At 72.6% G+C, this 26,043-nt stretch carries 21 protein-coding genes and 1 pseudogene; 13 read left to right on the top strand and 9 right to left on the bottom strand.

Annotation, left to right across the window (positions count from 1 at the left end; all coding sequences use genetic code 11):
- Window positions 1-232: 232 nt before the first annotated feature.
- Window positions 233-1,927, bottom strand: coding sequence for a urocanate hydratase (hutU, locus tag HCC61_RS24990; protein ID WP_169139055.1), 1,695 nt, complete (start codon window positions 1,925-1,927; stop codon window positions 233-235).
- A 138-nt stretch (window positions 1,928-2,065) separates the two neighbouring features.
- On the opposite strand from hutU, the gene HCC61_RS24985 reads away from it, so the two are divergent.
- Window positions 2,066-3,568 (top strand): diaminopimelate decarboxylase, encoded by a 1,503-nt coding sequence (locus HCC61_RS24985; RefSeq protein ID WP_169139053.1) that lies wholly within the window; start codon window positions 2,066-2,068, stop codon window positions 3,566-3,568.
- A 95-nt stretch (window positions 3,569-3,663) separates the two neighbouring features.
- Here HCC61_RS24985 and HCC61_RS24980 read toward each other — a convergent pair whose 3' ends face one another.
- Entirely contained in the window at window positions 3,664-4,704 is a 1,041-nt protein-coding gene (locus tag HCC61_RS24980) for a LysR substrate-binding domain-containing protein (RefSeq protein ID WP_169139051.1), read from the bottom strand.
- A 431-nt stretch (window positions 4,705-5,135) separates the two neighbouring features.
- Complete coding sequence (locus HCC61_RS24975) at window positions 5,136-6,305, bottom strand: 5-methyltetrahydropteroyltriglutamate--homocysteine S-methyltransferase (protein WP_169139031.1); 1,170 nt, start codon at window positions 6,303-6,305, stop codon at window positions 5,136-5,138.
- A gap of 289 nt (window positions 6,306-6,594) precedes the next feature.
- Here HCC61_RS24975 and HCC61_RS24970 point away from each other — a divergent pair, with 289 nt between their 5' ends.
- The gene (locus HCC61_RS24970) at window positions 6,595-7,983 is read left to right on the top strand and encodes an APC family permease (RefSeq protein WP_169139029.1); all 1,389 of its coding nucleotides are present in this window, start codon (window positions 6,595-6,597) and stop codon (window positions 7,981-7,983) included.
- Between the two features lie 63 nt (window positions 7,984-8,046).
- Window positions 8,047-8,790: a maleylpyruvate isomerase family mycothiol-dependent enzyme gene (locus HCC61_RS24965; protein ID WP_169139027.1), complete on the top strand. Its 744-nt coding sequence runs from the start codon at window positions 8,047-8,049 to the stop codon at window positions 8,788-8,790.
- A gap of 170 nt (window positions 8,791-8,960) precedes the next feature.
- Here the strand turns inward: HCC61_RS24965 and HCC61_RS24960 are convergent, their stop codons facing one another.
- Window positions 8,961-9,821 carry a MurR/RpiR family transcriptional regulator gene (locus HCC61_RS24960; protein WP_169139025.1) on the bottom strand — a complete coding sequence of 287 codons (861 nt, stop codon included), beginning with the start codon at window positions 9,819-9,821 and terminating at the stop codon, window positions 8,961-8,963.
- 70 nt (window positions 9,822-9,891) lie between these two features.
- On the bottom strand, window positions 9,892-11,400 hold the full coding sequence (locus tag HCC61_RS24955) for an aromatic amino acid ammonia-lyase (RefSeq protein ID WP_169139023.1): 1,509 nt from the start codon (window positions 11,398-11,400) through the stop codon (window positions 9,892-9,894).
- Between the two features lie 137 nt (window positions 11,401-11,537).
- On the opposite strand from HCC61_RS24955, the gene HCC61_RS24950 reads away from it, so the two are divergent.
- The 6 genes from HCC61_RS24950 to HCC61_RS24925 are packed head-to-tail and all read left to right on the top strand — an operon-like array spanning window position 11,538 to window position 17,246.
- On the top strand, window positions 11,538-12,884 hold the full coding sequence (locus tag HCC61_RS24950) for an ABC transporter ATP-binding protein (RefSeq protein WP_346777380.1): 1,347 nt from the start codon (window positions 11,538-11,540) through the stop codon (window positions 12,882-12,884).
- A 41-nt stretch (window positions 12,885-12,925) separates the two neighbouring features.
- Window positions 12,926-13,588 (top strand): ABC transporter permease, encoded by a 663-nt coding sequence (locus tag HCC61_RS24945; RefSeq protein ID WP_169139215.1) that lies wholly within the window; start codon window positions 12,926-12,928, stop codon window positions 13,586-13,588.
- Window positions 13,589-13,591: 3 nt separating this feature from the next.
- Window positions 13,592-14,263, top strand: coding sequence for an ABC transporter permease (locus HCC61_RS24940; RefSeq protein WP_169139019.1), 672 nt, complete (start codon window positions 13,592-13,594; stop codon window positions 14,261-14,263).
- A 28-nt stretch (window positions 14,264-14,291) separates the two neighbouring features.
- The gene (locus tag HCC61_RS24935; protein ID WP_169139017.1) at window positions 14,292-15,245 is read left to right on the top strand and encodes an ABC transporter substrate-binding protein; all 954 of its coding nucleotides are present in this window, start codon (window positions 14,292-14,294) and stop codon (window positions 15,243-15,245) included.
- 32 nt (window positions 15,246-15,277) lie between these two features.
- Complete coding sequence (locus tag HCC61_RS24930; protein WP_206322968.1) at window positions 15,278-16,792, top strand: cytosine permease; 1,515 nt, start codon at window positions 15,278-15,280, stop codon at window positions 16,790-16,792.
- A 10-nt stretch (window positions 16,793-16,802) separates the two neighbouring features.
- Window positions 16,803-17,246 carry a hypothetical protein gene (locus HCC61_RS24925; protein ID WP_169139013.1) on the top strand — a complete coding sequence of 148 codons (444 nt, stop codon included), beginning with the start codon at window positions 16,803-16,805 and terminating at the stop codon, window positions 17,244-17,246.
- A gap of 337 nt (window positions 17,247-17,583) precedes the next feature.
- Here the strand turns inward: HCC61_RS24925 and HCC61_RS24920 are convergent, their stop codons facing one another.
- A complete protein-coding gene (locus tag HCC61_RS24920; RefSeq protein ID WP_169139213.1) occupies window positions 17,584-18,990 on the bottom strand; it encodes a cystathionine beta-synthase in 1,407 nt (468 codons plus the stop codon).
- A 293-nt stretch (window positions 18,991-19,283) separates the two neighbouring features.
- On the opposite strand from HCC61_RS24920, the gene HCC61_RS24915 reads away from it, so the two are divergent.
- From HCC61_RS24915 to HCC61_RS24905, 3 genes are all read left to right on the top strand, one after another.
- On the top strand, window positions 19,284-20,312 hold the full coding sequence (locus HCC61_RS24915; RefSeq protein ID WP_169139011.1) for an SGNH/GDSL hydrolase family protein: 1,029 nt from the start codon (window positions 19,284-19,286) through the stop codon (window positions 20,310-20,312).
- Between the two features lie 559 nt (window positions 20,313-20,871).
- Window positions 20,872-22,092, top strand: a complete 1,221-nt coding sequence (locus HCC61_RS24910; protein ID WP_169139009.1) for an acetyl-CoA C-acetyltransferase — start codon at window positions 20,872-20,874, stop codon at window positions 22,090-22,092.
- A gap of 162 nt (window positions 22,093-22,254) precedes the next feature.
- Window positions 22,255-23,295: a hypothetical protein gene (locus HCC61_RS24905; protein WP_169139007.1), complete on the top strand. Its 1,041-nt coding sequence runs from the start codon at window positions 22,255-22,257 to the stop codon at window positions 23,293-23,295.
- Here the strand turns inward: HCC61_RS24905 and HCC61_RS24900 are convergent.
- Window positions 23,279-23,617 carry a hypothetical protein gene (locus HCC61_RS24900; protein ID WP_169139005.1) on the bottom strand — a complete coding sequence of 113 codons (339 nt, stop codon included), beginning with the start codon at window positions 23,615-23,617 and terminating at the stop codon, window positions 23,279-23,281. The two genes, HCC61_RS24905 and HCC61_RS24900, sit on opposite strands and share 17 nt — an antisense overlap.
- Window positions 23,618-23,715: 98 nt before the next feature.
- Here HCC61_RS24900 and HCC61_RS24895 point away from each other — a divergent pair, with 98 nt between their 5' ends.
- Complete coding sequence (locus HCC61_RS24895) at window positions 23,716-23,943, top strand: DUF4287 domain-containing protein (RefSeq protein WP_070013933.1); 228 nt, start codon at window positions 23,716-23,718, stop codon at window positions 23,941-23,943.
- A gap of 164 nt (window positions 23,944-24,107) precedes the next feature.
- On the opposite strand, the gene HCC61_RS24890 is transcribed toward HCC61_RS24895, so the two are convergent.
- Complete coding sequence (locus tag HCC61_RS24890; RefSeq protein ID WP_169139003.1) at window positions 24,108-24,965, bottom strand: Bax inhibitor-1/YccA family protein; 858 nt, start codon at window positions 24,963-24,965, stop codon at window positions 24,108-24,110.
- A gap of 220 nt (window positions 24,966-25,185) precedes the next feature.
- A pseudogene (locus HCC61_RS24885) lies at window positions 25,186-25,866 on the bottom strand (proton-conducting transporter membrane subunit); the annotation flags it as partial.
- Window positions 25,867-26,043: the final 177 nt, after the last annotated feature.

The raw sequence follows: 26,043 nt of genomic DNA, 5'->3' as shown, positions 1-26,043 counted from the left end.
CCCGAACCCCGGCCGAGCACGCCCCCGCGGTCCGCGCCATGCACGTCCGCGCCGCCCGAGACGCCCGAGACGTCACCGCCCGAGCCCCGGCCGGGCACGCCCCCGCCGCTCGGGCCGCTCGCGCCGTGCCCGGAGTCCGGTGCCGGTCCGGCCGCCGTTCCGGGGCGGGGCGGCTCTCCGGCCGCGGGCGCCGGGACGTCCGCGCCGTCGGGGTTCGCCGCGTTCCCTGTCGTCACGCGCCGATCCCGCCTTCCGGGGCTCCCGGGCCCTCCGGGCCCTCCCGCATCGGCACCCGCACGCCCCGCTCGGCGGCGATCTCCTCCGCCCGCTCGTATCCGGCGTCCACGTGGCGTACGACGCCCATGCCCGGGTCGTTGGTCAGCACCCGCCGCAGCTTCTCGCCCGCGAGCGGCGTCCCGTCGGCGACCGTGACCTGGCCCGCGTGCAGCGAGCGGCCCATGCCGACGCCGCCGCCGTGGTGGATCGAGACCCAGGTGGCGCCGGAGGACGCGTTGACCATGGCGTTCAGCAGCGGCCAGTCGGCGATGGCGTCCGAGCCGTCGCGCATCGCCTCGGTCTCCCGGTACGGGGAGGCCACCGAGCCGCAGTCGAGATGGTCGCGCCCGAGCACGAGCGGGGCGGTCAGCTCGCCGCTCGCCACCATGTCGTTGAACCTCTCGCCCGCGCGGTCCCGTTCGCCGTAGCCGAGCCAGCAGATGCGGGCGGGCAGGCCCTGGTAGTGCACGCGCTCGCCGGCGAGCGCGATCCAGCGGGCCAAGGACTCGTTCTCGGGGAAGAGTTCGAGCAGTGCGCGGTCCGTGGCCGCGATGTCCTTCGGGTCGCCCGAGAGCGCGGCCCAGCGGAAGGGCCCCTTGCCCTCGCAGAACAGCGGCCTGATGTACGCCGGTACGAAGCCGGGGAAGTCGAACGCCCGCCCGTAGCCGTGCAGTTGTGCCTCGCCGCGGATGGAGTTGCCGTAGTCGAAGACCTCGGCGCCGGCGTCCATGAAGCCGACCATCGCCTCCACGTGCCGGGCCATCGACTCGCGCGCCCGACGGGTGAAGTCGGCGGGCTCGTCCGCCGCGTACCGCTCCATGTCATCGAAGTCGACGCCCGAGGGCAGGTACGCCAGCGGGTCGTGCGCGCTGGTCTGGTCGGTGACGATGTCGACCGGGGCGCCGCGCCGCAGCAGCTCGGGCACCACTTCGGCGGCGTTGCCGAGCACGCCGACGGAGAGCGGGCGCCGCTCGTCGCGTGCCTTCGTCGCCAACTCCAGCGCGTGATCGAGGGAATGGGCCCGTACGTCCAGATAGCCGTGGCCGATGCGGCGCTCGAGGCGGGACGGATCGCACTCGACGCAGATCACGACGCCGCCGTTCATCGTCACGGCGAGGGGCTGCGCGCCGCCCATGCCGCCGAGCCCGGCGGTCAGCGTGACCGTGCCGGCGAGCGAGCCGCCGAACCTCTTGGCGGCCACGGCGGCGAACGTCTCATACGTGCCCTGGAGGATGCCCTGCGTGCCGATGTAGATCCACGAACCGGCCGTCATCTGCCCGTACATGGTGAGCCCGAGGGCGTCCAGCCGCCGGAACTCCTCCCAATTGGCCCAGTCCCCCACCAGGTTGGAGTTGGCGATCAGCACGCGCGGCGCCCACTCGTGCGTGCGCATGACCCCGACGGGACGGCCGGACTGCACCAGCATCGTCTCGTCGCCGTCGAGGGTGCGCAGGGTGCGGACCATGGCGTCGAAGGACTCCCAGTCGCGGGCGGCCTTGCCGGTGCCGCCGTAGACGACGAGCTTGTCGGGGTGCTCCGCGACCTCCGGGTCGAGATTGTTCTGAAGCATCCGCAGGGCGGCCTCCTGCGGCCATCCCCGGGCGCTCCGTTCGCTGCCGCGCGGCGCCCGTACGGGTCGCGGTCCTGACATCTCCGGTGCCTCCCTGCCGTGTGCCTGTGCCGACTCCCCCGACGTCATTTATTCACACACTGTACGGAGTGAATAGACCTAGTCAATATCGCCGATGGTCCCCACCCCTGGCGGGACCGGACGTGCTTGGCTTGTCGTATGCACGACTTCAGCGACAGCAACGCCACCACGGGATCCGAGTCCGGGCCCGGCTCCGCCGCCGCCCTCGCCGCACGGCGCGACCTGGCCGTACGCGCCGCCGTCGAGCAGGGCCTGGTCGACGGCGACGGGCAGCCGATCGCCGCCCTCCTGGACGTACGGGCGATACGCGAGGCGGCGGCGGCGCTCCAGAGGGCCTTCGAGGGCGTGGCCGCCCCCGGCCGCCCCGTACAGCACACCTTCGCCGTGAAGGCGGCCTCCCTCGTGCCGGTACTGCGCCTCCTCGCGGACGAGGGCATCGGCTGCGAGGTCGCCAGCCCCGGCGAGCTGGCCCTGGCCAGGGCCGCGGGCGTGCCCGCCGGGCAGATCGTGCTGGACTCCCCCGCGAAGACCGCCGGGGAGCTGCGCGAGGCCCTCGCCCTCGGCGTCGCGCTCAACGCCGACAACCCCGCGGAACTCGCCCGCCTCGACGAGCTGATCGCCCCTGGCGGGCCAGCGCCCGCGCCACTGGGCCTGCGCGTCAATCCGCAGATCGGCGAGGGATCCATCGGCGCGATGAGCACGGCCACCGCCACCTCGAAGTTCGGCGTCGCCCTCGTCGACCCCGGGGCGCGCGAGTGGGTCGTACGGGCCTACCGGGAACGCCCCTGGCTCACCCGGCTCCACTCCCACGTCGGATCGCAGGGCATGCCGCTGGAGCTGATGGCGGAGGGCGCCCGCGCCACGTACGAGCTGGCGGAGGAGATCAACGCCGCCGTCGGCCGGCAGCAGGTCGACACCCTCGACCTGGGCGGCGGTCTCCCCGTCAACTTCGGCGGCGACGAGATCACCCCGACCTTCGAGGAGTACGCGCGGCTGCTGGCCGCGACCGTGCCCGGGCTCTTCGACGGGCGGTACGGCGTCGTCACGGAGTTCGGGCGGTCGCTGCTGGCCAAGGCGGGCACGGTGCTCGCCCGCGTCGAGTACGCGAAGTCCGCGGGCGGACGGCACATCGCGGTCACCCATGCGGGGGCACAGATCGCCGTGCGTACGGTCTTCACGCCGGAGGCGTGGCCGCTGCGGGTCGCGGCGTACGACGCGGAGGGCGAGCCGAAGGGCGCGGCCGTCCGCGTCGGCGGCGAACACGACCGCGTCGGCGGCGAACACGAGGGCCGCGAACACGAGGGCGGTGACGGGGCCGGTGACGGGACGGTCGAGCAGGACATCGCAGGGCCGTGCTGCTTCGCGGGCGACCTGGTGGCCCGCGGCAGGCGGCTGCCCCTGCTGGAGGAGGGCGACTACGCGGCGCTCCTGGACACCGGCGCCTACTACTTCTCCAACCCCTTCGGCTACAACTCCCTGCCACGGCCAGGGATCTACGGCTTCACGGTCTCCGGCGGCAGCGGCGAGACGGATGGCGCCCCGGGCAAGGTGCGGTTCATGACCGTCCGCGAACCCCAGTCGCTCGCCGGCATCGTGGCGGACTCGGGCGGCGCCCACAGGGACACGCTCCGGGACGGCTGAGCGGGGCGGCTGAACGGGGCGGCCGACACGGGACGGCCGACACGGGACGGCCGAACGGGACGGCCGAACGGGACGCCCGCGCCCGCGAGCCCGGTTCAGCCTCCTCCCACCTGCCCGCTTCCCACCGGCCCGCCCGCCGGCGACCGGTCCTCCTCGGCGGGCCCGCCCGGCCCGCCCGGTCCGGCCGCTCCGTCCGATCGGCCCTCCTCGGCCACGAACTCGCCGTGCTTGGCGGCGAGTTCGCCGAGCAGCTCAAGCGCGGCGGCCACGGCGGGATGGTCGTCGCCGCCTCTCCGCACGACGCTCAGGAAGCGCCTGGACGGCACGTGCCGGCCCGTCAGCGGCGTACGTACGAGATCGAAGTGCGGAGGCAGCTGCGCGAGGCGCGGCACGAGGGCGACGCCGAGGCCGTGGGCGACGAGCGAGGCGATGACGCTCCACTCGCGCACCTCGTGCGCGACGTCCGGTGCGAACCCGGCGCTGCGGCACTGCGCCAGCACGAGCTGACGCGTGGAGCAGGGGCTGCCGGGGGCGTCCAGGATCCACGGCTCCGCCGCCAGGTCCTCCAGCGCGGGGCCGGGCTCGCGGGCGCAGGCGTGGTCCGCGGTGGTGAGCAGGTCGAACGGGTCGTCCAGCAGCAGCCGTTGCTCGAAGCGCCGGTCGTTGAACGGGGGGTTCTCCGGCATCGCCTCGACCACGGCCAGATCCGTGTCGCCCGAGAACAGCAGGTCGAACGAGTCGAGCGGCTCGGCCTCCCGGATCTTGACGGTCAGCCCCGGCCACCGCCGCTGAAGCTGCACGGCCACGGGCGCCAGCAGCCTGGAGGCGGCGGTCGGAAAGCCCGCGACCCGCAGGACTCCGCTCGGCTGCCCGACCGCGGTGGCGTGCAGCTCGGCCTCCGTGCGCTGCCACAGCTCCTCGATGGCGTCGGCGTGCCGGAGCAGCGCGTGCGCGGCCTCGGTCAGCCGCACCTTGCGGCCCTGCGGCTGAAGCAGGGTGACGCCCAACTCCCGGCCGAGTTGCCTGACTTGCTGCGAGACGGCGGACGGCGTCAGATGCACGGCCGCTGCCGCCGCGGTGACGGTGCCGTACTGCTCGATCGCCCGGAGCCCGGTGAGACGACGCAGATCAATCATGTAACCGTTGTACACGGTTCGGTGAAGAAACCGAACATGGACCTGAACGTTCGCTCCCGGCAGGCTTGTTGTGCGAGGCGGCACCGGCGACGAGCCGTACCACCCCGCGCATGCGCACCGCACCCGCGCATGCACCCGTACACACACCCGCGCACGCACCCGCACAGCGAGCGAACGAGGAGCCACCAGTGTCCGACTGCCCGTACTGCGGATGGCCCGACGACCGGCCCTTCCGGAATCTGTCCCGGCACCCCACGGAAGAGGGCGTACTGAACTGGACGCGCTGTGCCTGCGGTTCGGTGCAGGCCAGGCTGCTCACCTCCGGCACGGTGAGGATCGTGACGAGGGGGAGGCCGGCGTCCGCCGACGCCGGCCTCCCGGCCTGCCCGGACAGGGCCGCGTCCTGAGACGGCCCCGCGCGGAGGGGCCGGTCAGGCGCCGCCCCAGACCTCCTCCGCCGTCTCGACGATCAGCCGCAGCTTCGCCAACTGGTCGTCGATCGTGAGGTTGTTGCCCTCCAGCGTCGAGGAGAAGCCGCACTGCGGCGAGAGGCAGAGCTGGTCGGCGTCGACGTAGCGCGAGGCCTCCTCGATGCGGCGCTTGAGCGCGTCCTTGCTCTCCAGCTCGGGCCGCTTGCTGGTGACGAGCCCCAGCACGACCTGCTTGCCCTTCGGCACGAAGCGCAGCGGCTCGAAGCCCCCGGAGCGCTCGTCGTCGTACTCCAGGAAGAAGCCGTCCACGTCGAGCCCGCCGAAGAGCGCCTCGGCGACGAAGTCGTAGCCGCCCGAAGCCACCCACGACGAGGCGAAGTTGCCGCGGCACATGTGCGTGGTGATCCGCATGTCGTCGGGGCGCCCGGCGATGGCCCGGTTGATGTTGGCGATGTACGTCTCGTGCTGGTGCTCCGGGTCGCCGCCGATCTCGGCGACGTGGCGGCGCTGTTCGGGGTCGTTGAGGTAGGCGAGGCTGGTGTCGTCGAGCTGGAGGTAGCGGCAGCCCAGGTCGTAGACCCCGCGCACCTGGGCCGCGTACGCGTCGGTGAGGTCCGTCCAGAAGGCGTCCATGTCCGGGTAGACGGACTCGTCGATCGCGGCGCGCCCGCCGCGGTAGTGGACCATGCTGGGCGAAGGGATGGTCAGCTTCGGGGTGATCCCGTCGGCGACGGTGTCGCGGAGGAAGGCGAAGGCGTCGGCGAAGATCGTGCGGTCCAGGCGGACGCGCTCGTCGACGTGTGCGGAGGGCGGCGCCCACTCGATGTCGCCGTCCGCGTTGTGGAACTTCACCCGCAGATTGCCGTCCTGGATCTTGTTGATCCCGCCGAGCGAGTAGATGAAGTCCATGTGCCAGGACTGCCGCCGGAATTCGCCGTCCGTCGCGCCCCGCAGCCCCGCCTCGCGCTGAAGCGCGACGACTTCGCGTACGGCCTCGTCCTCCGCGGCGCGCAGCTCGTCGGCGTCGATGCGTCCGGCGCCGTGCTCCTCCCGCGCGCGCTTGAGTGCCGCCGGACGCAGCAGGCTGCCCACGTGGTCGGCACGGAAGGGCGGCAGGGTCCGCGGGCCGCTCGCCGCCGCGGTGGCCGGCGTCGTCTGCTCTGACGTCATGGGGTGGATCCCTTCTCCCGGTGGAGGGACTCACACTGCTCCGGGGCCGTCCATTCCTCAACCAGGGGTTCCGGTGTCCGGAAGGACGGCAGGCAGGAAGCCCGGGAGGCGGCGACCACGAGGGCGCCGAACACGAGGCCGTCAGGAGGGCATCAGGAGGGCGCCGTCACCGTGCGTTCCGTCACCGCTCCGCCGCCGGCGGCCGTACGCCGTCCACGGAGGAAGACCCGGACGAACGTACGCAGATCATCGCAGCCTGGATGAACACCCCTGTGGGAAACAACAGCGCATGCCGGATTCTCACGCAGCCCCAGACGCCGAGGGCCCCGAGCCCGCCGACCCCGACGCCCGGTCCGACGGGTCGCCGCTCGTCCGCGCCATCGGGCCCGGACTCCTGATCCTCTTCATCGTCGGCGACATCCTCGGCACCGGCATCTACGCCACCACCGGCAAGGTCGCCGGCAAGGTGGGCGGCGCGCTGTGGCTGCCGTTCGTGATCGGGTTCGCGGTGGCGCTGCTGACCGCGGCCTCGTACGCGGAGCTCGTCGGCAAGTATCCGCGGGCGGCCGGGGCGGCGCTCTACACGCAGCGGGCGTTCAAGGTGCCCTTCCTGACGTTCATCGTGGCGTTCATGGTGATGTGCTCGGGGCTGTCGTCGGCGAGCGCGGCGGCCCGCGCCTTCGCGGGCGACTATCTCGGCGAACTCGTGGACGTGTCGCCGACGCTGATCGCGATCCTCTTCGTCCTCGCGCTGGCGGCGCTCAACCTGCGCGGCGTCTCGGAGTCGGTGAAGACGAACGTCGTGCTCACCCTCGTCGAGCTGGCCGGGCTGCTGATCATCATCGCGATCGGGATCTTCGCCGTGCTCTCGGGCGAGGGCGACCCCGGGCGGCTCGGCGACGTCCACACCTCGGACGGCTCCGGATACGCGCTGCTCACCGGCGTGATGGGAGCGACCGCGCTGGGGTTCTTCGCCTTCGTCGGCTTCGAGGACTCGGTCAACATGGCGGAGGAGACCGTCGAGCCCACCCGCAACTTCCCCCGCGCGCTGTTCATCGGCGTCACTCTCACCGGCACCGTCTACGTGCTGGTGGCGCTGGTCTCCTCGCTGCTCGTGGACTTCCGGGTGCTGGAGAAGTCCAGCGGGCCGCTGCTGGAGGTGGTCAAGGCGGGCGGCGTCAGCTTCCCGCCCGAACTCTTCGCCGTCATCGCCCTGTTCGCCGTCAGCAACTCCGCGCTGATCAACATCATGATGGCGTCCCGCCTGTGCTACGGCATGGCCAACGAGGGCATCCTGCCCGCCCTCATGGGACGGGTGCTGCCCGCCCGTCGCACCCCCGTCGCGGGCATCGTCTTCGTCACCCTGCTCGCCGTCGCCCTCGTCTCCACGGGCGAGATCGAAGGCCTCGGCGACACCACGTCCTTCCTGCTGCTGTGCGTCTTCGCCGTCGTCAACGTCGCGGTGCTGGTGCTGCGCAAGGACCGCGTGGCGCACCGCCACTTCCGCACGCCGACCGTCCTGCCCGTCGTCGGCGCGCTCGCCACGGCCCTGCTGGCCAGCCCGCTCGCGGACCGTGCGGCGGACGTGTACGTACGGGCGGGACTGCTCGTCGCGCTGGGCGTCGTGCTGTGGGCCGTGAACAGGGGCTTCATGGCAATCGCCGCACGCCGCCGATGAGTTCGGGGCTCCGGCCGTGTCCGTACGGGGGAGGACCGGAGACGGAGAGAGGCGGGCGGGACGGTGACGGAGGACGGGACCGCGCTGCTGGAGCGGGCGCTCGGCTATGCGCTGTGCGCGCTGCGGCCCGTGACGCCGGGGACGCTCGACCGCCCCACGCCGTGCGGCGGTTGGGACCTGCGGGCGCTGCTGTGGCACGCGGACGACTCGCTCGCCGCGCTGTGCGAGGGGATCCAGGAGGGGTACGTGGGGCTGCCGGGGCCGGAGCCCGCAACGGAACCCGGGTCCGGGTCCGGGTCCGGGAGCGCGGCGGCGAGTACGGGTGCGGGGGCGAGTACGGGTGCGGGGGCGGGCGGAACGGGCCGTGACCCCGCGGCCGTCTTCCGGGCGCGGGCGTCGCGGCTGATGGGCGCGTGGGCGGCCGCCGGGGGCACCCGGGGCCGGCTTGTGGCCGTCGGCGACCTGCCGCTGACTGCGGCGGCGCTCGCACGTGCGGGAGCCCTGGAGATCGCCGTGCACGGCTGGGACATCGCACAGGCCACGGGTCTGCCACGGCCCGTGCCGGCGTCGCTGGCGACCGCGTTGATGCGCACGGCACGGCAGTTGGTGCCCAGGCCCGAGGCGCGGCACCCGCTCTTCGGCCCGCCGCTCACGGTCCCGGCGGAGGCCGATCCGAGCGACCGGCTCGTCGCCTTCCTCGGCCGCGACCCGTACGGGGGCTGGCGCCGGGGCCGGAGCGATCGTGGGCGTAAAGGCCGGGGCCCGTACGGCGGCGGTGACGCGAGGGGCCGGGCCGCCCCGGCTTGATGCCGCCCGGGCATTCCGGCCCGCCCGGCCGCCACGGCCAGCCCGGCTTCCGGCCGTTCCGGCTCCGCGGCACCCGCAGCACGCGCGACACCCGCGGCACCCCGCCCGCCGGGCGCCCCCGCGACCCGGGCGCCCGCACGGACCGCCCGCCTACTCCAGGAACAATCCGCCTACTCCAGGAACAGCCCGCGCTCCGCCGCCCGTGCATCGAACTCCTCCAGCCTCGACTGCGCCTCCGGCAGTCCGTCGCACATCGCCTCCAGCAGCACCCGCCCCAGCAGCATCGGCGCACACGCCGTATCGAAGACGAGTCCCGTGCCGACGGCCGCCGGGAGCAGCAGATCCTCGGGATGCGCGACCGGCGCGAAGGCGCTGTCGGCGACGGTCACGATCCGCAGGCCCGCCTCCCGCGCATGGTCGAGCGCCCCGGCGACCTCCTTGGGATGACGCGGCAGCGCGAAGCACAACAGCACGTCGGCTCCGGCCCGTACACAGCCGTCGATGCGGTCGCACAGCATGCTTCCGCCCTCGTCCAGCAGCCGTACGCCGGGATGGACCTTGGCGGCGAAGTAGGCGAAGCCGCGCGCCTGCGCGGAGGCGGCGCGCAGGCCCAGCACGGGCAGCACCGGGCTGGCCGCGAGCAGCCGTCCCGCGCGCTCCACGGGTGCGGGGTCTGCGAGCAGCGTCGCGAGGTGGCGCAGATTGTCGATCTCGGCGTGCACCGCCTGCTGGTAGGCGTTGTACGGATCGGGCTCGGCGTCCCGCTCGCCCGCCGCGCCCGCCGCCGTCCCGGCCTCCGGCGCTGATTCGCGCAGGTGCCGGCGGAGCGCCGGATAGCCGTCGAAGCCGAGGGCCACGGCGAAGCGGGTGACGGACGGCTGGCTCACGCCCGCCAGTTCGGCCAGCTCGACGCTGGAGAGGAACGGCGCGTCTCCGGCCTGCCGCACCATGCAGTGCGCGATCCGGCGCTGGGTCGGCGTGAGCCTGTGCCCCTCGAAGAGCTTCAGCAGCCGCGCGCTCGCGCTGCTCATCCCGTCCTCCTGCCTTCGGTCGGCCGGCTGTGGCGGCCGGGCGTGCGGGCCGCGGGACCGGTGCCCGCGTTCACAGCGCGGAGAGCCGGTCGAGCAGACCGACGGCCACATCTACATCATCGGACAGCGGACGGTCCGCCATCTCCGGCTCCAGTTCGGCCGCCGCCAGCTCATAGGCCCGGCCGACCGGCAGCGAGGGGTCGGGGACGGTGCCGCGCTGCCGCAACGCACGTACCGCGGCGACCAGTTCGCAAGCCAGCACCTGCCGCTGGTGCTCCGGCATCCGCAGGGCGTGCCGGGCCGCCAGAGAGGCGAAGCTGGCCACTTCCTCCACGCCGCGGGAGAGCACCGCGTGCCCGAGGGAGGCGGGCTGTGCCAGCGAGGTCATCTCGGCCAGGGCGGCACCCGCGGCGTACTCCAGGATCATCACCCCGGAGCTGGCGGGCGTGTCCTCGCTGAGGAAGGGAAGCAGCCCGGTTATGCCCGGTTCGACGAGCGAGACGAGCCGCGCCGTGGACAGCCGGGCCGTCTGGAGCACGGCGAGGCGCAGACCGTCGAGAGCGGAGGCGGCGTGTGCGGCGTAGAAGCTGCCGTGGTGCAGCGCCCCGTAGACGCCCTGGGCGTCGGCGCTGATCAGAGGGTTCTCGGCGGCGGCGTTGAGATCGACTTCGAGCACTCCGGCCAGCGTGTCCGCCGAGTCGAGCGCGGGTCCGTGTATCTGCGGTACGCACCGGAATCCGTACGGGTCCTGGATGCGCCCGCTGGGCGGACCGGGCCGGGCGGGCGCACCGAGAATGCGGCGCATCCGGGCGGCGGCCGTGACGGATCCGGGGTGCGGGCGCGCCCTGTGCACGGGTTCCGCGTACGCCTCGTAGGAGCCGCCGGCCGCGAGGAGGGACAGGGAGGCGACGACGAACGAGGCGTTCTGCAATCTGCGCAGCTCGTCGAGGGCGAGCGCGGACTGGCCCAGGGTGAGCGCGTTGCTGCTGATGAAGGCGAGCGCGTCGTTGCCGTCCAGGGCGACCGCGGGCGGTGGCGGGCCCCCGGTCCAGGGCTGCTCGCCGAGCAGGGCGAGTCCGGTCTGGGCGAGTGCGGCGAGGTCTCCGGTGCCTACGGCGCCGTGCTCGCGCACGACGGGGTGCGCCCCGTTGCGTACGGCATCCAGAAGCGCGAGCACGATCTGCGGGTTGAGCCCGGCGCCGCCCGCGAGCAGCTGGTTGGCGCGGACGACGAGCATGGCCCGCACCTCGCGGGCGGGGAGCGGACTGCCGACGGCGCCGGCGTGGCTGCGCAGCAGCCGCAGCCCGTGGCCCTCGGCGGTGGCGTCCACGTCGACGTCCCCGTCGGCCCGTACGGCGGCGGTGCGGTTGGCGCCGACGCCAGTGTTGCGGCCGTACACCCGTCCGGCGAGGGCGAGTTCGCGGGCGGCGTGCCAGGAGCGCTCGACTCGGGCGAGCGCTTCGGGGCCGGGTTCGCCGATGTCGGCGCGGCCGTGGGCGAGTTGGACCACGGACGTCGTATTCAGGGTCCGGCCGTCCGGGACCACACCCCTCGAAGTGTCCACGATCTGAGACGACATCCGGCCCGACCTCCTCCCACCCGAGACTTCCGGCACGGTCACCGCCGGCTCTCATTCCGTATGGCGGGCGATGGTTACCTGCATTTCACGCCCGGCCCTTGACATCTATTCACACCCAAACGACTGTGCATGACTATATGCAGTCGGGCAAGGGACTCCGGATGATCAGCTTCGACGCAGTCAGCAAGCACTACCCGAACGGCACCACCGCCGTCGACGACCTCACACTCGAACTCCCGGAGGGCGAAGTCACCGTCCTGGTCGGCTCGTCCGGCTGCGGCAAGACCACGACCCTGCGCATGATCAACAGGATGGTCGACCCCAGCGCGGGCACGGTCAGGGTCGCCGGACGCGACGTGCGCGAATCGGACGCCGCCGAACTGCGCAGGAGCATCGGCTACGTGATCCAGCAGTCCGGGCTCTTCCCGCACCGGACCGTCCTCGACAACGTCGCGACCGTCCCGCTGCTGCTCGGCTGGGGACGGCGCAAGGCACGCAGCCGGGCCGCCGAACTCCTGGAGCGCGTCGGCCTGGACGCGGACTCCGGCGGCCGCTACCCGCATCAGCTCTCCGGCGGCCAGCAGCAGCGCGTCGGCGTGGCACGGGCGCTCGCGGCCGACCCGCCGGTGCTGCTGATGGACGAGCCGTTCGGCGCCGTCGACCCGGTCGTACGGACCCAGCTCCAGGACGAACTCCTGCGGCTGCAACGGGACTTGCGCAAGACCGTCGTCTTCGTCACCCACGACATCGACGAGGCCGTACGGCTCGGCGACCGCATAGCCGTCTTCCGCACCGGCGGCCGTCTCGTGCAGTGCGCGCCACCCGCGCAGCTGCTGACCCGGCCCGCGGACGACTTCGTCGCCGGGTTCCTGGGCGCCGAGCGCGGGCTGAAGCTGCTCTCGCTCACCACGCTCGGCGAGGCGGACGTGCCACATGAGCCCGTCACGCCGGTACGGACCGACGAGCCGGTCTCCGGCCTCCGTTCGGACGGCGACGGCGCTTCCCGCTCTGCCGGTGCTTCCGGCGTCCCCGGTGCTTCCGGTGCCCCCGGCCCTTCCGGTGCCCCCGGCCCTTCCGGTGAAGGGGACTGGCGGGTGGCGGTCGCCGCCGACGGCAGGCCGGTCGGCTGGCTCGACGCCGGGAGCCTCCCCCCGGACGGCACCGCGGGCGACGCCGAACTGCTGCCCCTGCGGCCGCTGGGCGACGGGGACTCGCTGCTCGCCGCGCTCGACGAGTCCGTCATCTCGCCGGCGAGGGCGGTCGCCCGCGTGGACGGCGACGGCATGCTCTCGGGAGTCACGGGCCGCGCCGCGCTGCACGAGCGTGCCGCCGCGCACCACGCCGCGGCGGCGACGGCACGTACGGCAGGCACCGGCGGGGCCGACGGGCCCGAAGACGGCACCGGCACCGGCACCGGCACCGGCGGCACCGGCGGCACCGGCGGCGGAGACGTCCGTACGACCGAGGCCGAGGCCGCCTCGTGACGGCCGTCGACTGGGGCTGGTTCCCCGATCACATCGGCGACATGACGGCGCTCACCCTCGACCACCTCTCCATAGCCGTGCCCGCGGTGCTGTTCGGCCTGGTGATCGCCCTGCCGCTGGCGGTCGTCGCACACCGGGTGCGCGTGCTGCGGGGGCTGATCCTCGGCGCGTCCAACGTCCTGTTCACCATCCCCTCCCTGGCCTTCTTCGTGCTGCTGCTCCCCGTCACGGGCCTCACGCGCAGCACCGCGATCACGGGCCTGACCATCTACACCCTGGTCGTCCTGATCCGTAACACCGTCGAGGGCCTGGACAGCGTGCCCGCCCACGCCCGTGAGGCGTCCGTCGCCATGGGGTCGCGGCCGCTGCGCACGCTGCTCACCGTGGAGCTGCCGCTGGCCCTTCCGGTGATCATGGCCGGGGTGCGGGTGGCCACCGTCATGACCATCTCCCTTGTGAGCGTGGCGAGTTACATCGGCTACGGCGGACTCGGCCAGCTCTTCACGGACGGCTTCCAGCGCAGCTACACCACGCCCGTGATCGCGGGCGTGGTGCTGACCCTGGTGCTGGCGGTGCTCGCGGACGGCCTCCTCGTCACCGTTCAGTACCTGTGCACGCCCTGGACCCGGCACCGTACGGCCACGGCCGCCGCCCGCACGAAACGGACCGTCACGGCCGGCGGCACGACGCCCGAGGAGGCTTGATCCATGCTTCAGCTCCTCTCCGACCTCCTGCGGTGGCTGACCAGTCCGGCCCAGTGGCAGGGTCCCGGCGGCATCGGCGTACGGCTGCTCGAACACCTCGAGTACTCCCTGCTGGCCACCCTCGCCGGCGCCGTGCTCGCCCTCCCGGTCGGCCTGCTCATCGGGCACACGAGGCGCTTCGCCTTCCTCGCCATCAACCTGGCGGGCTTCGGGCGGGCGCTGCCGACCGTCGGCCTGGTGACCCTGGTCTTCCTGGCGGGCGGACTGAGCATGTGGCCCGTCTACGTGGCGCTGGTCGCCCTGGCGGTCCCCGTCATCGTCACCAACACCTACGCGGGCATGACGGCCGTCGACCCCGACGTCACGGACGCCGCGAGGGGCGTCGGCATGACGGGCGGCCAGGTGCTCTTCCGCATCGAACTCCCCCTCGCCCTGCCCCTGGTGATGACCGGGCTGCGGCTCGCCATGATCCAGGTCGTCTCCACCGCGACCATCGCCGCGTACGTGAGCTTCGGCGGACTCGGCCGCTACATCTTCGACGGGCTCGCACAGCGCGACCTCGTCCAGGTGCTGGGCGGCGCGCTCCTCGTCGCCCTTCTCGCCGTGCTGCTCGACCTGGCGATGGCGGGTCTCCAGCGCTCGCTCTTCCGCAACCGGCCCGCCGACGCACGCTGACTCCCCGGCACGACCCTACGGAGAAGCCATGCCCAGCATTCCCAGCCCGCGCCGCCGGGCCGTACTCGGCGGGCTCGCCGCCGCGGCCGCCGCTCCCGCCCTCGCGGCCTGTTCCAGCGGCATCACCTCGCTCAAGGGCGAACGCACGGACGGCTCCGGAGCCGCCGACAGCGGAGCCGGACTCGTGGTCGGCACCGCCAACTTCACGGAGAACCAGATACTCGGATACCTCTACGCGGAGGCCCTGCGCGGAAGCGGCGTGAAGGCGACCGTGAAGCCCAGCCTCGGCTCCCGCGAGGTCGTCGTCCCCGCCCTGGAAGGCGGAGACATCGACCTGCTCCCCGAATACCAGGGAAACCTGCTGCTCCACTTCGACAAGAAGGCCGAGGAGACCGAGGCCGGCGCGCTTCAGAACGCCCTGGCGGCCCGGCTCCCCGCATCGCTCGAGGTACTGCCGTACGCCGCGGCCGAGGACAAGGACGTCTTCGTCGTCACCCCCGGCACCGCGCGCGAGCACGGCCTCAAGAGCTACGCGGACCTGCGGAAGACCGACGGCAAGCTGGTCTTCGGCGGTCCGGCCGAGGACAAGACGAGGGTGGTCGGTCTCGTCGGCTTCCGTGAGCGCTACGACGTCACCTTCAAGGAGTTCAAGGCGCTCGACGCCTCGGGCCCGCTGGTCAAGGGAGCCCTCAAGAAGGGCGACGTCGACATCGCCAACCTCTTCAGCACCGACGCCGACATCGGCAGGAACGACTGGGTCGTGCTGAGCGACCCCGAGCACATGGTGCCCGCGCAGCACATCGTCCCCGTGGTGCGCGGCGCAGTGGCCGACGCTCCCGTGCGCAAGGCCCTGGCACGCCTCGGTGCCGTGCTGACGACCGGCGAACTGAGCAGGCTCAACAGGCTCGTCGACGTCGAGCGCAAGGACCCCGACGACGTCGCCGCGGACTGGGCCGCCGAACACCACCTCAACGGGAAATGACGGTCACGGACCGGAAGGGCAGGGCGAGCACGATGGCCACATCCCGCGCGGGCTCCCTGGTGGAGCGCCGCTCCATCGACGTCGTACCGGACGGCGAGCGGCACGGCAGCGCGTTCAGCCAGTTCACGCTGTGGCTCGGCGCCAACCTCCAGATCACCGCCGTGATCACGGGCGCACTCGCGGTCGTGTTCGGGGCGGGGGCGTTCTGGGCCGTCATCGGCCTCGCACTCGGCAACGTGCTCGGCGGAGCCGTGATGGCGCTCCACTCCGCTCAGGGCCCGCGGCTTGGCCTGCCCCAAATGATCTCGTCCCGGGCGCAGTTCGGGGTACGGGGTGCGATCGTGCCGCTGGCGCTGGTCATCGTGATGTACGTCGGCTTCTTCGCGAGCGGCAGCGTGCTCGCGGGTCAGGCGACCGGGGAGCTGACGGGGCTGGGCGAGACCCCCGGCATCGTGATCTTCGCGCTGGCCACCGGTGTCGCCGCCGCCGTCGGCTACCGGCTGATCCACACCCTCGGCCGTCTCGCGTCGCTGATATGCGCGCTCGCCTTCATCTATCTCGGTGCGCGGCTGATGCAGCGCGCCGACCTCGGCACCCTGCTCGCCGACCGCGCCTTCGAGCTGCCCGTCTTCCTGCTGGCGGTCGCGCTGGCGGCCTCCTGGCAGCTGGCGTACGGCCCGTACGTCGCCGACTACTCGCGCTACCTGCCGCGTTCGGCCTCGGCACGCGCCACCTTCTGGTGGACGCTCGCCGGGACCGGGATCGGCTCGCAGTGGTCGATGACCTTCGGGGCGCTCGCCGCGGCCGCCGCGGGCGGGCGCTTCACCGGTCACGAAGTCGAGTACGTCGTGGGCCTCGGCGGCGCCGGACTCGTCGCCTCCGCCCTCTACTTCGTCGTCGCGCTGGGCAAGCTGACCATCAACGTGCTGAACACGTACGGCGGTTTCATGTCGCTCGTCACCAGCGTCAGCGGCTTCCGCGGTCAGGCCGTGCTCTCACAGCGCGCCCGCGCCGCGTACATCGGCGGGATCATGGCGGCCGGCACGGCGCTGGCGCTGCTCGGCAAGGACGGCTTCCTCACCTCGTTCAAGGACTTCCTGCTCTTCCTGCTGACCGCCTTCACGCCCTGGTCCGCGATCAACCTCGTCGACTACTACCTGATCGCCAAGGAGCGGTACGACCTGCCCGCGTTCAGCGATCCGGACGGGCGCTACGGTGCCTGGCGGTGGCGCGCCCTCGCCGTGTACGGGGCCGGGCTGCTCGCCCAGTTCCCCTTCCTGGCAACGCACTTCTACACCGGGCCGCTCGTCGCGCCGCTCGGCGGCGCCGACGTCTCCTGGATCGTGGGACTGGCCGTGCCCGCCGTCGCCTACTGGCTGCTCGCGCGGCACGACACCGCCCACATCCCGGACCGTACGATCCTCGGTCCCGCTCCGTCCGCCGGTGCGCTGCGGGCGGAGGAGCCGCCGGAGGGCGGCGTAGGTGGGGCGCAGCCGCCCGCCGATACGGGTGCTAGCACCACTGCCGGGGGCGGCCCGCACGCGTAATGTCCCGCACATGGACGCCCGCGATCCCGAGCTGAGGCGAGAACTCGACGCCACGCTCCAGACCCGCAGAGAGCTCGGCCAGGAGTACGACGAGGAGTTGATCTCCTCGTTCCTGGAGAAGTTCGACAAGCGCCTGGAGACCGTCGTGGACAACCGGCTGCGCCGCCAGGCCGCGGAGCAGCAGATGCTGATCGCACGCGGCGGCGCACGGGCGTCCGCGGGCGGCGCCTCGCCCGCGTATCCGGAGGGCATGGGTCCACGGCTGCTGGCGGTCGCCTCGCTGGTGCTCGCCGTGCCGCTGTCGGCCATCGCCGCCGTCAACACGGGACTGCCGGGGCTGCTGGTGTGCTGGGCCGGCGTCGTCGGCGTCAACGCCGTGCAGGCGAACGGCTTCCGGCTGCCCTTCGGGCGCGGCAGGGACGACGGCCGCAAGTCCTCCGGCGACTGGGGCTAGCGCACGACCCGGCGGGGGAGCCGGGACCGCGGGAGCACACGGGGGATGCACGGGGGTGCGGAGGTGGCGGGGGGCCGCCGCAACCCCGGTGCGAACACCGGGGCGGGACGAACGGCAGCCCCCCGCGGGGATACACGCCGGTCACCACCGGTCGCGTCCTGGCGTACACGGATCCGGGAGCCGCTCCGGAGTTCCCCGTCGCCATCACGATCCACTCTGGGATACGCGTGTCAACCGCACGTTTCGCGCCCGTGACGCTTGCCTGACACTTCGCCGCGACCGCTCACCCGGCGCCTCCCAACTCCGCTGGCCCGGCCCGCCGCCGGGGACTGCGGCGCTACTTCTTCGTGCCGCTCGCCAGATACGCCAGCAGGTCCTGCCTGCTGACGACCCCGACCGGCTTGCCCTCCGCCAGCACCACGGCCGCGTCGGCCCGTTCGAGCACCGGCATCAGATCGCCCACGGACTCACCCGACCCGACGTGCGGCAGCGGATCGCTCATGTGCTTCTCCAGGCGGTCGCCGAGCGAGGCCCGCTGCGCGAACAGCGCGTCCAGCAGCTCCCGTTCGACGACGGACCCGACGACCTCCGCGGCCATCACGTCCGGATGTCCCGCGCCGGGCTTGACCACCGGCATCTGCGAGACGCCGTACTCGCGCAGGACCTCGATCGCCTCGCCGACCGTCTCCTCGGGGTGCATGTGCACGAGGGAGGGCATGGGGCCCTCCTTGTGCCGCAGTACGTCTCCGACGCGTACGGCCGTGGCCTCGCCCTCCTCCAGGAAGCCGTAGTCGTTCATCCACTCGTCGTTGAAGATCTTGCTGAGGTAGCCGCGGCCGCCGTCCGGCAGCAGCACGACGATCACCGCGTCCTCGGCGTCCTCGTCCTGGCCGAGCCTGCGCGCGACCTCCAGCGCACCGACCACGGCCATTCCGCACGAGCCGCCCACCAGCAGGCCCTCCTCCTTGGCCAGACGGCGCGTCATCTGGAAGGAGTCCTTGTCGGAGACGGCGACGATCTCGTCGGCTACGCCGCGGTCGTAGGCCTCCGGCCAGAAGTCCTCGCCGACGCCCTCCACCAGATACGGGCGCCCGGACCCGCCGCTGTAGACGGAGCCCTCCGGGTCGGCGCCGACGATGCGCACCCGCCCGTCGCTGATCTCCTTGAGATAGCGGCCCGTTCCGGAGATGGTGCCGCCCGTGCCGATGCCCGCGACGAAGTGCGTGATCCGCCCGTCGGTCTGCTCCCACAGCTCGGGTCCGGTCGACTCGTAGTGCGAGCGCGGATTGTCGGGGTTGCTGTACTGGTCGGGCTTCCAGGCGCCGGGAGTATCGCGCACGAGCCGGTCCGAGACGTTGTAGTACGAGTCGGGGTGCTCGGGATCGACGGCCGTGGGGCAGACCACGACCTCGGCGCCGTATGCGCGCAGCACATTGATCTTGTCCGTCGACACCTTGTCCGGGCAGACGAACAGGCAGCGATAGCCCTTCTGCTGGGCGACGATGGCGAGCCCGACACCGGTGTTGCCGGAGGTGGGCTCGACGATGGTGCCGCCCGGGCGGAGTTCGCCGGACGCCTCAGCCGCCTCGATCATCCGCAGCGCGATCCGGTCCTTGACGGAGCCGCCGGGGTTGAAATATTCGACCTTCGCGAGAACCGTGGCACGGATACCCTCCGTAACACTGTTCAGCTTGATCAGCGGGGTGTTGCCGACAAGGTCGATCATGGACTCGTGATACTGCAACGTGGTCTCCGCGCGTCCGTGGGCAGCGTCGTTGCGTGCCCTTACCGTCACGATATTGCGCAACACGCGCACACCGGAGGCCCGTTGCGAAGGTTGCAGAGCGGTCCCCACGGGGCAACACAGTGTTAAGGGCGCTCGGCCCGCACGTCACAGGACGCGCACCCAGCGCTCACACCGACTACCCAACCAGAGTGCCTTTTCATGCACTCCCCGCGGTGTCGTCCCAGGTGACACTCGCGTCACCCGGTACAGCAGCACACCCACGAACCACCAGCAGGAGGCGGACCAGACACATGCCGATGTCGAAGGCGGCGAGCGCAAGAGTGGCACGGCGGATCGCGACCGCGGCCGCTTACGGCGGCGGTGGCCTCAGCCTGCTCGGCGGCGCCGCGGTCGGACTGCTTTTCACCGAGGCCCAGCTCGCCAAGCGCAGGATCGGCGGCTCGGAGGACGAACCTCCCAAGGCCGACGGCGTCTACGGCGCCGCCTTCGCGGGACAGCACCGAGGGCGCGCCGTGCGGCTCGGCTTCCTCGGCGACTCCACCGCGGCCGGCCAGGGCGTGCACCTGCCCCGCCAGACGCCGGGCGCGCTGCTCGCCTCGGCGCTCGCCGCCGTCGCCGAACGCCCCGTGGAACTGCGCAACGTGGCGCTGCCCGGCGCGCAGTCCGACGACCTGGAGCGCCAGGTCACGCTGCTCCTGGGCGAGCACGACCTGGACCTCGCGCCCGACGTGTGCGTCGTCATAATCGGCGCCAACGACGTCACGCACCGGATGCCGCCCTCCCGCGCCGTGCGGCTCCTGTCCGACGCGGTGGCGCGGCTGCGCACCGCGGGCTGCGAAGTGGTCGTCGGCACCTGCCCGGACCTGGGCTCCATCGAGCCCGTCGGGCAGCCGCTGCGGTGGGTCGCGCGGCGGCTGAGCCGGCAGCTGGCCGCGGCGCAGACGATCGCCGTGGTCGAGGAGGGCGCCCGTACGGTCTCCCTCGGCGACCTGCTCGGCCCGGAGTTCGCCGCACATCCGCGCGAGCTGTTCGGCCCCGACAACTACCATCCCTCGGCCGAGGGTTACGCGACGGCGGCGATGGCGATCCTGCCGACGCTGTGCGCGTCGCTCGGGCTGTGGCCGACGGAGGACGAGCGTCCCGACGCGGCACGTCGCGAGAGCATCCTCCCGGTGGCGCGGGCGGCCGCGGAGGCGGTCGCCGAGGGCGGCACGGAGGTCGCGGGCGTCCGCGGGCCCTGGGCGCTGCTCAAGCACCGCCGCCGGCGCCGGCTGCCGCCGGCGGAAGAGGTCGAGGCCGCCCCGGAACAGGCGCTCTAGCCCTGGCGGGCGGCCGCGCCGATACTCGGGTTCCGCCCGGCGGTTCCGGAGCGGACTCGCCCCGCCCGGTGAGCGCCGAAGCCCGGGCGCGCTCCGGGCGCGAGCACCGGAGGCGGGCACCCGTCCGAGACCCGGGCTCCGCCCAGCGGCCCCGGAGCGGAAGCGGCCCGCCCTCCGCTCAGCGCCGAAACCCGGGCGCGCTCCAGGCGCGAGCACCGGAGACGGGCACCCGGTCCGCGCCTGACCCGCCAGGACGTCCCCGCCGGACCCGCATACGCCGCCGCGGCAAAGCGGGTGCCGGACCCGCCCCGCGCCTGACCCCGGCGGCCCCGGCCGCCGAACCCCACCGCGCCGTGCCCTCGGCCGAGCCCGCCCCGTCCCGCCGCTCCCCGCCGCGTACGCGGCCAAAGCAAGCGCTTAGAAAAGAGTCGGGTGTCACACCGTGCAAGCAGTGACCCCCGGACTACGGGCAGGTAGCTTCCGGAGAAACCCGAAGACCCCCTTCCCGCAAGGGAGTCGACCGGGCCCGTCGACACCGAACTCGACCTCTGGAGCCGTGATGCCCGAAGCAGTGATCGTCTCTGCCGCCCGCTCGCCCATCGGACGCGCCTTCAAGGGGTCGCTGAAGGACGTACGGCCCGACGACCTGACCGCGCACATCGTCAAGGCCGCTCTCGACAAGGTGCCGGAGCTCGACCCCTCGCAGATCGACGACCTGATGCTCGGCTGCGGCCTGCCCGGCGGCGAGCAGGGGCACAACCTCGGCCGCGTCGTCGCCGTACAGCTGGGCATGGACCACCTGCCGGGCTGCACGATCACCCGCTACTGCTCCTCGTCGCTCCAGACGACGCGCATGGCGCTGCACGCCATCAAGGCGGGCGAGGGCGACGTCTTCGTCTCGGCGGGTGTGGAGACCGTCTCCCGTTCCGTCAACGGGAGTTCGGACGGCATCCCCGGTACGCACAACCCCCTCTTCGCCGACGCCGAGGCCCGTACCGCCGAGCGCGCCGAGAAGGGCGGCGGGGGCTGGGAGGACCCGCGGCAGGGCGGGCAGGTGCCCGACGTCTACATCGCCATGGGGCAGACCGCGGAGAACCTGGCCCGCCACAAGGGCGTCACGCGCAGGGACATGGACGAGTTCGGCGTGCGGTCCCAGAACCTCGCGGAGAAGGCCATCGCTGACGGCTTCTGGGAGCGTGAGATCACGCCCGTGACCACGCCCGGAGGGGACACGGTCGCCAAGGACGACGGCCCCCGCGCGGGTGTGACCCTCGAAGCCGTGGAGGGCCTCAAGCCCGTCTTCCGCCCCGACGGCTTCGTCACCGCCGGCAACTGCTGTCCGCTCAACGACGGTGCCGCCGCGCTGGTCGTCATGTCCGACACCAAGGCGCGCGAGCTGGGCCTGACGCCGCTGGCCCGCGTCGTCTCCACCGGCGTCTCCGGCCTCTCCCCCGAGATCATGGGTTACGGCCCGGTCGAGGCGAGCAAGCAGGCGCTGGCACGTGCGGGGCTGTCGATCGGGGACATCGATCTGGTCGAGATCAACGAGGCGTTCGCCGCCCAGGTCATCCCGTCCTACCGCGACCTCGGCATCGACCTGGACAAGCTGAACGTCAACGGAGGCGCCATCGCCGTCGGGCACCCCTTCGGCATGACGGGCGCACGGATCACCACGACGCTGCTCAACTCCCTGAAGTGGCACGACAAGCAGTTCGGCCTGGAGACCATGTGCGTCGGCGGTGGTCAGGGCATGGCGATGGTGCTGGAGCGGCTGAGCTGACGCGGGTGCAGGGATGTGATTTATCCCCCTGCACCATCGCGTTTCGCCTGCTCACGATGACGGGTGCGGCCGAGATGCCTGCTCACCTCTGTCCTATTCACGGCCTTTGGGACTACGGTCGACTCCGCCTCCGGGGGGACGAACGGAAACGGGAGTACGTCAGTGAGCGCCATATCTCTGCTGCTGCTCGCGACCGCGGTGAGCGCCGCCGCGGTCGCCGGCACGGCCCTGCACTCGGCGCGCGGCCTGCGCCGGCGGCTCGACGAATGCGCCCGGGGCGCCCGCGAGGCCAAGGTGCCGCACGCGCGTTCCGCCGAGGAGATCCACAGCATCGTCGCGGAGGCGATCGCGGAGGAGCGCGAGCGGGAGCTGGCCGAGGCCCGCGCCGTGTGGGCCGCGCAGGAGTCGCGCGCGGGAGGCGCCGACGACGAGGCGACGCTGGCCGGGCGCGGCACGGAGTACGAGGTCGCCTCCGTCCTGGACGCCCTGCTCAGGGGCCGCGTCGACGACGACGTGCTGCGCAGCCTGCGTGAACTGCGGGACGGCGACGGCGACGGCACCGGCGACCACACCGGCATGCCAGGTCCGGGCGTCTTCGTACCGCGGCAGACGGGGCGCGACATAGAGCCCATGGACCACGCCGACCTCACGGACCTCACGGACCTCACCGATCACGGGGACCTCGACCGGCGCGCGGACTTCACGGAGTCCGCGCCCCCGGCACCGCCCGCGGACCACGGCGCCACGGACCGCGCACCGGACCCCGGCGTCCCCGACGGCGGCCAGGACCACCAGCACCCCGGCGTGACCGCCGCCCGCCGCCGTCACCCCTCGGAGCCGGACTTCACGCTCCACGGCGACCCGGTCGCCCCCGCGCAGCCGCCGCGCGCCAGGAGCCGGGCCGGCCACGAGCAGACCGTGGGACGTCTCGCGGAGCTGGCCGACGCCCGTACGCCGCTGTCGGACGTACGGCAGGGACCGCTGGGCACGCTCGACGTCTACCTCTTCCAGGACGGCACGACCGTGTGCCTCTCCCCCGGCCACCGCGAGACGGCGGAGGCGCTGTGCGAGGCGCTGCGCGCGGGCGACGTGCCGGTGCTGATGGGGGGGTCAACCGTCTCCGGCGCATACGCCCTGACGTTCGCCTACGGCGAGGGCCGCACCGCATATCTGCTCGCGGACCGAGTCATCGCTTCCCGGTAGCGGCGGCGGCGATTCGCGCTGTGGAGAACTGAACGAGCCCTACGGCGTCCGCGAGTTCATGATCGGCGTCAACTTCGCGGACGATTTCCGCCAGATCGTGAGCGGCCACCAGCAACTGATCGCCCACCGCGAAGACCCCCACGTCGGGAAGCTCCAGCGGATCACGTCCGGGGAACTCCAGACGCTGTGCCCGTACCGCCAACTCCCGGGCCAGGACCAGCCCTTCACTGGCCGCGCCCCTGCGCAGAGCGCTCTCCGGAAGCGTGCGCAGCCGGTCGGCGGCGGGCTGCACCGCGGAGATCAGGGGGCCTGTATCGAGCACGCCGCAAGGGTATGCGCCCCCGACACACTGTTGCCAACGCCCTCGCGCTCAGGCACCTTGGCGGGAAGGACTTTATAAGGCAGCGTCCGGAGGCGCCGATGTCCCAGATCTTCTCCGAAGAGACCCACCGGAACATGCTCACCCGCATCCCTCAATGCACCGGCCGTGAAGTATCCGACTGGCTGCGGACCGTCGACGAAGGCCCTTCTCTCTTCCGCTTCGAGGAGAAGGTCAGCTGGCTGCGAGGCGAGCACAACCTCGCCTATGGCCACGCGAAAGCGATCATCCACGAATACGACCTGCGGCGCGCTGCGCGCCATCTGTAGCCGGCTCCCCCGAGACTTCTTCTGGTTCTCTTCCGGACCCCCGCGGTCCGCGCATGCGAAGGGCCCGTGGGACGGCGGCCGTCCCACGGGCCCTTCGCCGTGTGCACCGGACCCGGACCGGGGCTACGCCGGACCGGGACGGGGCTGCGCCGGGCTCGCCGGCGTCAGTCGTTGCCTTGCAGGATCGCGATCAGGCGCAGGAACTCCATGTAGATCCACACCAGGGTCAGGGTCAGACCGAACGCGGCCAGCCAGGACTCCTCGCGGGGAGCGCCATAGGCGACTCCGTCCTCGACCTGCTTGAAGTCGAGCGCCAGGAACAGCGCACCGATCAGGATCCCGACGACCCCGAAGAGGACGCCCATCGCGCCGCTGCGGAACCCGAGGCCGTCGCCGCCGCCGAAGACCGCGAACAGCAGGTTCACCATCATCAGCAGCACGAAGCCGATGGCCGCGGCCATCGCGAACCGGTAGAAGCGCCGGGTGACCCTGATGATCCGGGTCTTGTACAGCACGAGCACCGCGGCGAAGACCGCCATGGTGCCCAGCACGGCCTGCATGGCGGCACCGTGCGCGATGTACGTGTCGACGTAGTTGCTGATGGCGCCCAGGAAGAGGCCTTCCAGGGCGGCGTACGCCAGGATCAGCGCGGGAACGGCCTTGCGCTTGAAGGACTGGACGAGCGCCAGCACCATCGCGACGAGGCCGGCGCCGACGGCCAGCGGGAGCCCGAGATCGGTGATCCAGGCCACGGCCGCCATGACGACGACGAGACCGACCGTCATTCCGGTACGGGCGACGACGTCGTCCATCGTCATGACGCCGGTCTGCGGCGGGGCGGCGGGCGGGGCGCCGTAGGGCCGGCCCACCGCCTGCGGCTGCTGCTGTGCGTAAGGGTTGTTCGCGTAGGGGCTGTTCGCGTACGGGTTCCCGGCCTGCGGCTGCTGGCCGGTGTCGAAACCGGCATAGCCGCCTGAGCGGCTGAACCCCCGTCGCGAGAAGACCGGGTTGCTGCTCCTCATCTCACTCCTCCATGGCCGCACGGCACGGCACTAGCCTTCAGAGTAATGCGTTAGCAAAACCAGCACGCTACTCCAGTGTCAAGAACGAAGAAAAGCGGCTGCCGGTTCCGTCTTGGTTCCGTTCTTGTACCGCCCCGGGGCGGACTCGACACAGCCGTTACGGGCCCGGACGGGCGGGCACCCCCGGCGCCGCAAGCGGAGGCGCACGTCCGTCAGTTCAGGGTGTGCGCGCCCGGGGCGGTGAGCAGCGCGAGCAGTGCGATGCCCGCGACCGTCCAGGCCACGTAGTCGCCGACGTGCCCGGACTGTAGGCGGCGCAGCGGCCCGAGGAGCCGTTCGGTGATCTCCGCGTACGGACGCCCTCGTACGCCCAGCAGGGCCACGCCCGCCCCGAGTGCCGTGGAGAGCAGCCCGCCGGCGGCAGCGCGGGGCCGTCGCCGCCGCGCTCACCGTGGCCCCTCTCCTCCCCGTGGTCCCCGCGTCCCCGGTGCGCGCGGCCGTCCGGCGCGTCCGCCGCCTCACGGGGGCGTCCCGCCTCGTACGGCCGCGCTCCCGCGCCCGCGAAGATCCGCAGCCCTGCGCGCAGCACCGCGCCGCCGGTCACCGCGGAGACCAGTACGAGCGCCGCGGTCAGCCAGTGCCCCGTGTGGCCCGCGGCCTCCTCCGCCACCGCCTTGCCCAGGCCCGTGCCGAACGGCGGCATCCCGCACACCGCGAGCCCACCGAGGAAGAACAGGCCGCCGGTGAAGGGGAGTTCACGTGCCCGCCCGTACAACTCCCGCTCGTCGACGGAGGCGTAGCGGTCGGGCAGGTTCCCGCTGCACGCGAACAGGGCCGCCTTGACGCCGCCGTGTGCCAGTACGTAGAGGGCCGTTCCGGCCGTGCCCTCGGGTGTCGGCAGGCAACCACGCGCCCGGTCACGCACACCTGCTTGTACGGGGGGCAGGGCGTGGCGGCGGCCCGGGCGGTGCGGGACCGGGCGGTGCGGGACCGGGCGGTGCGGGGAGGCGGTCCCGCGGTACGGGCTGTTGCGCCATGGAGCACAACTTCGCCGGGGCCGGGGCCCGTCACCGTACGA

This window comes from Streptomyces sp. HNM0575 (genome assembly GCF_012726265.1).
Taxonomy (GTDB): domain Bacteria; phylum Actinomycetota; class Actinomycetes; order Streptomycetales; family Streptomycetaceae; genus Streptomyces.
The sequence above is the reverse complement of the archived record's forward strand: the minus strand, read 5'-3'. Positions and strand labels throughout refer to the sequence as shown.

Excerpts from the sequence above, each read along its gene's own strand:
- hutU (WP_169139055.1), bottom strand. The coding sequence starts at position 1,927 with ATGTCAGGACCGCGACCCGTACGGGCGCCGCGCGGCAGCGAACGGAGC.
- HCC61_RS24985 (WP_169139053.1), top strand. The coding sequence starts at position 2,066 with ATGCACGACTTCAGCGACAGCAACGCCACCACGGGATCCGAGTCCGGG.
- HCC61_RS24980 (WP_169139051.1), bottom strand. The coding sequence starts at position 4,704 with ATGATTGATCTGCGTCGTCTCACCGGGCTCCGGGCGATCGAGCAGTAC.
- HCC61_RS24975 (WP_169139031.1), bottom strand. The coding sequence starts at position 6,305 with ATGACGTCAGAGCAGACGACGCCGGCCACCGCGGCGGCGAGCGGCCCG.
- HCC61_RS24970 (WP_169139029.1), top strand. The coding sequence starts at position 6,595 with ATGCCGGATTCTCACGCAGCCCCAGACGCCGAGGGCCCCGAGCCCGCC.
- HCC61_RS24960 (WP_169139025.1), bottom strand. The coding sequence starts at position 9,821 with ATGAGCAGCGCGAGCGCGCGGCTGCTGAAGCTCTTCGAGGGGCACAGG.
- HCC61_RS24955 (WP_169139023.1), bottom strand. The coding sequence starts at position 11,400 with ATGTCGTCTCAGATCGTGGACACTTCGAGGGGTGTGGTCCCGGACGGC.
- HCC61_RS24950 (WP_346777380.1), top strand. The coding sequence starts at position 11,538 with ATGCAGTCGGGCAAGGGACTCCGGATGATCAGCTTCGACGCAGTCAGC.
- HCC61_RS24945 (WP_169139215.1), top strand. The coding sequence starts at position 12,926 with ATGACGGCGCTCACCCTCGACCACCTCTCCATAGCCGTGCCCGCGGTG.
- HCC61_RS24940 (WP_169139019.1), top strand. The coding sequence starts at position 13,592 with ATGCTTCAGCTCCTCTCCGACCTCCTGCGGTGGCTGACCAGTCCGGCC.
- HCC61_RS24935 (WP_169139017.1), top strand. The coding sequence starts at position 14,292 with ATGCCCAGCATTCCCAGCCCGCGCCGCCGGGCCGTACTCGGCGGGCTC.
- HCC61_RS24930 (WP_206322968.1), top strand. The coding sequence starts at position 15,278 with ATGGCCACATCCCGCGCGGGCTCCCTGGTGGAGCGCCGCTCCATCGAC.
- HCC61_RS24925 (WP_169139013.1), top strand. The coding sequence starts at position 16,803 with ATGGACGCCCGCGATCCCGAGCTGAGGCGAGAACTCGACGCCACGCTC.
- HCC61_RS24915 (WP_169139011.1), top strand. The coding sequence starts at position 19,284 with ATGCCGATGTCGAAGGCGGCGAGCGCAAGAGTGGCACGGCGGATCGCG.
- HCC61_RS24910 (WP_169139009.1), top strand. The coding sequence starts at position 20,872 with ATGCCCGAAGCAGTGATCGTCTCTGCCGCCCGCTCGCCCATCGGACGC.
- HCC61_RS24895 (WP_070013933.1), top strand. The coding sequence starts at position 23,716 with ATGTCCCAGATCTTCTCCGAAGAGACCCACCGGAACATGCTCACCCGC.
- HCC61_RS24890 (WP_169139003.1), bottom strand. The coding sequence starts at position 24,965 with ATGAGGAGCAGCAACCCGGTCTTCTCGCGACGGGGGTTCAGCCGCTCA.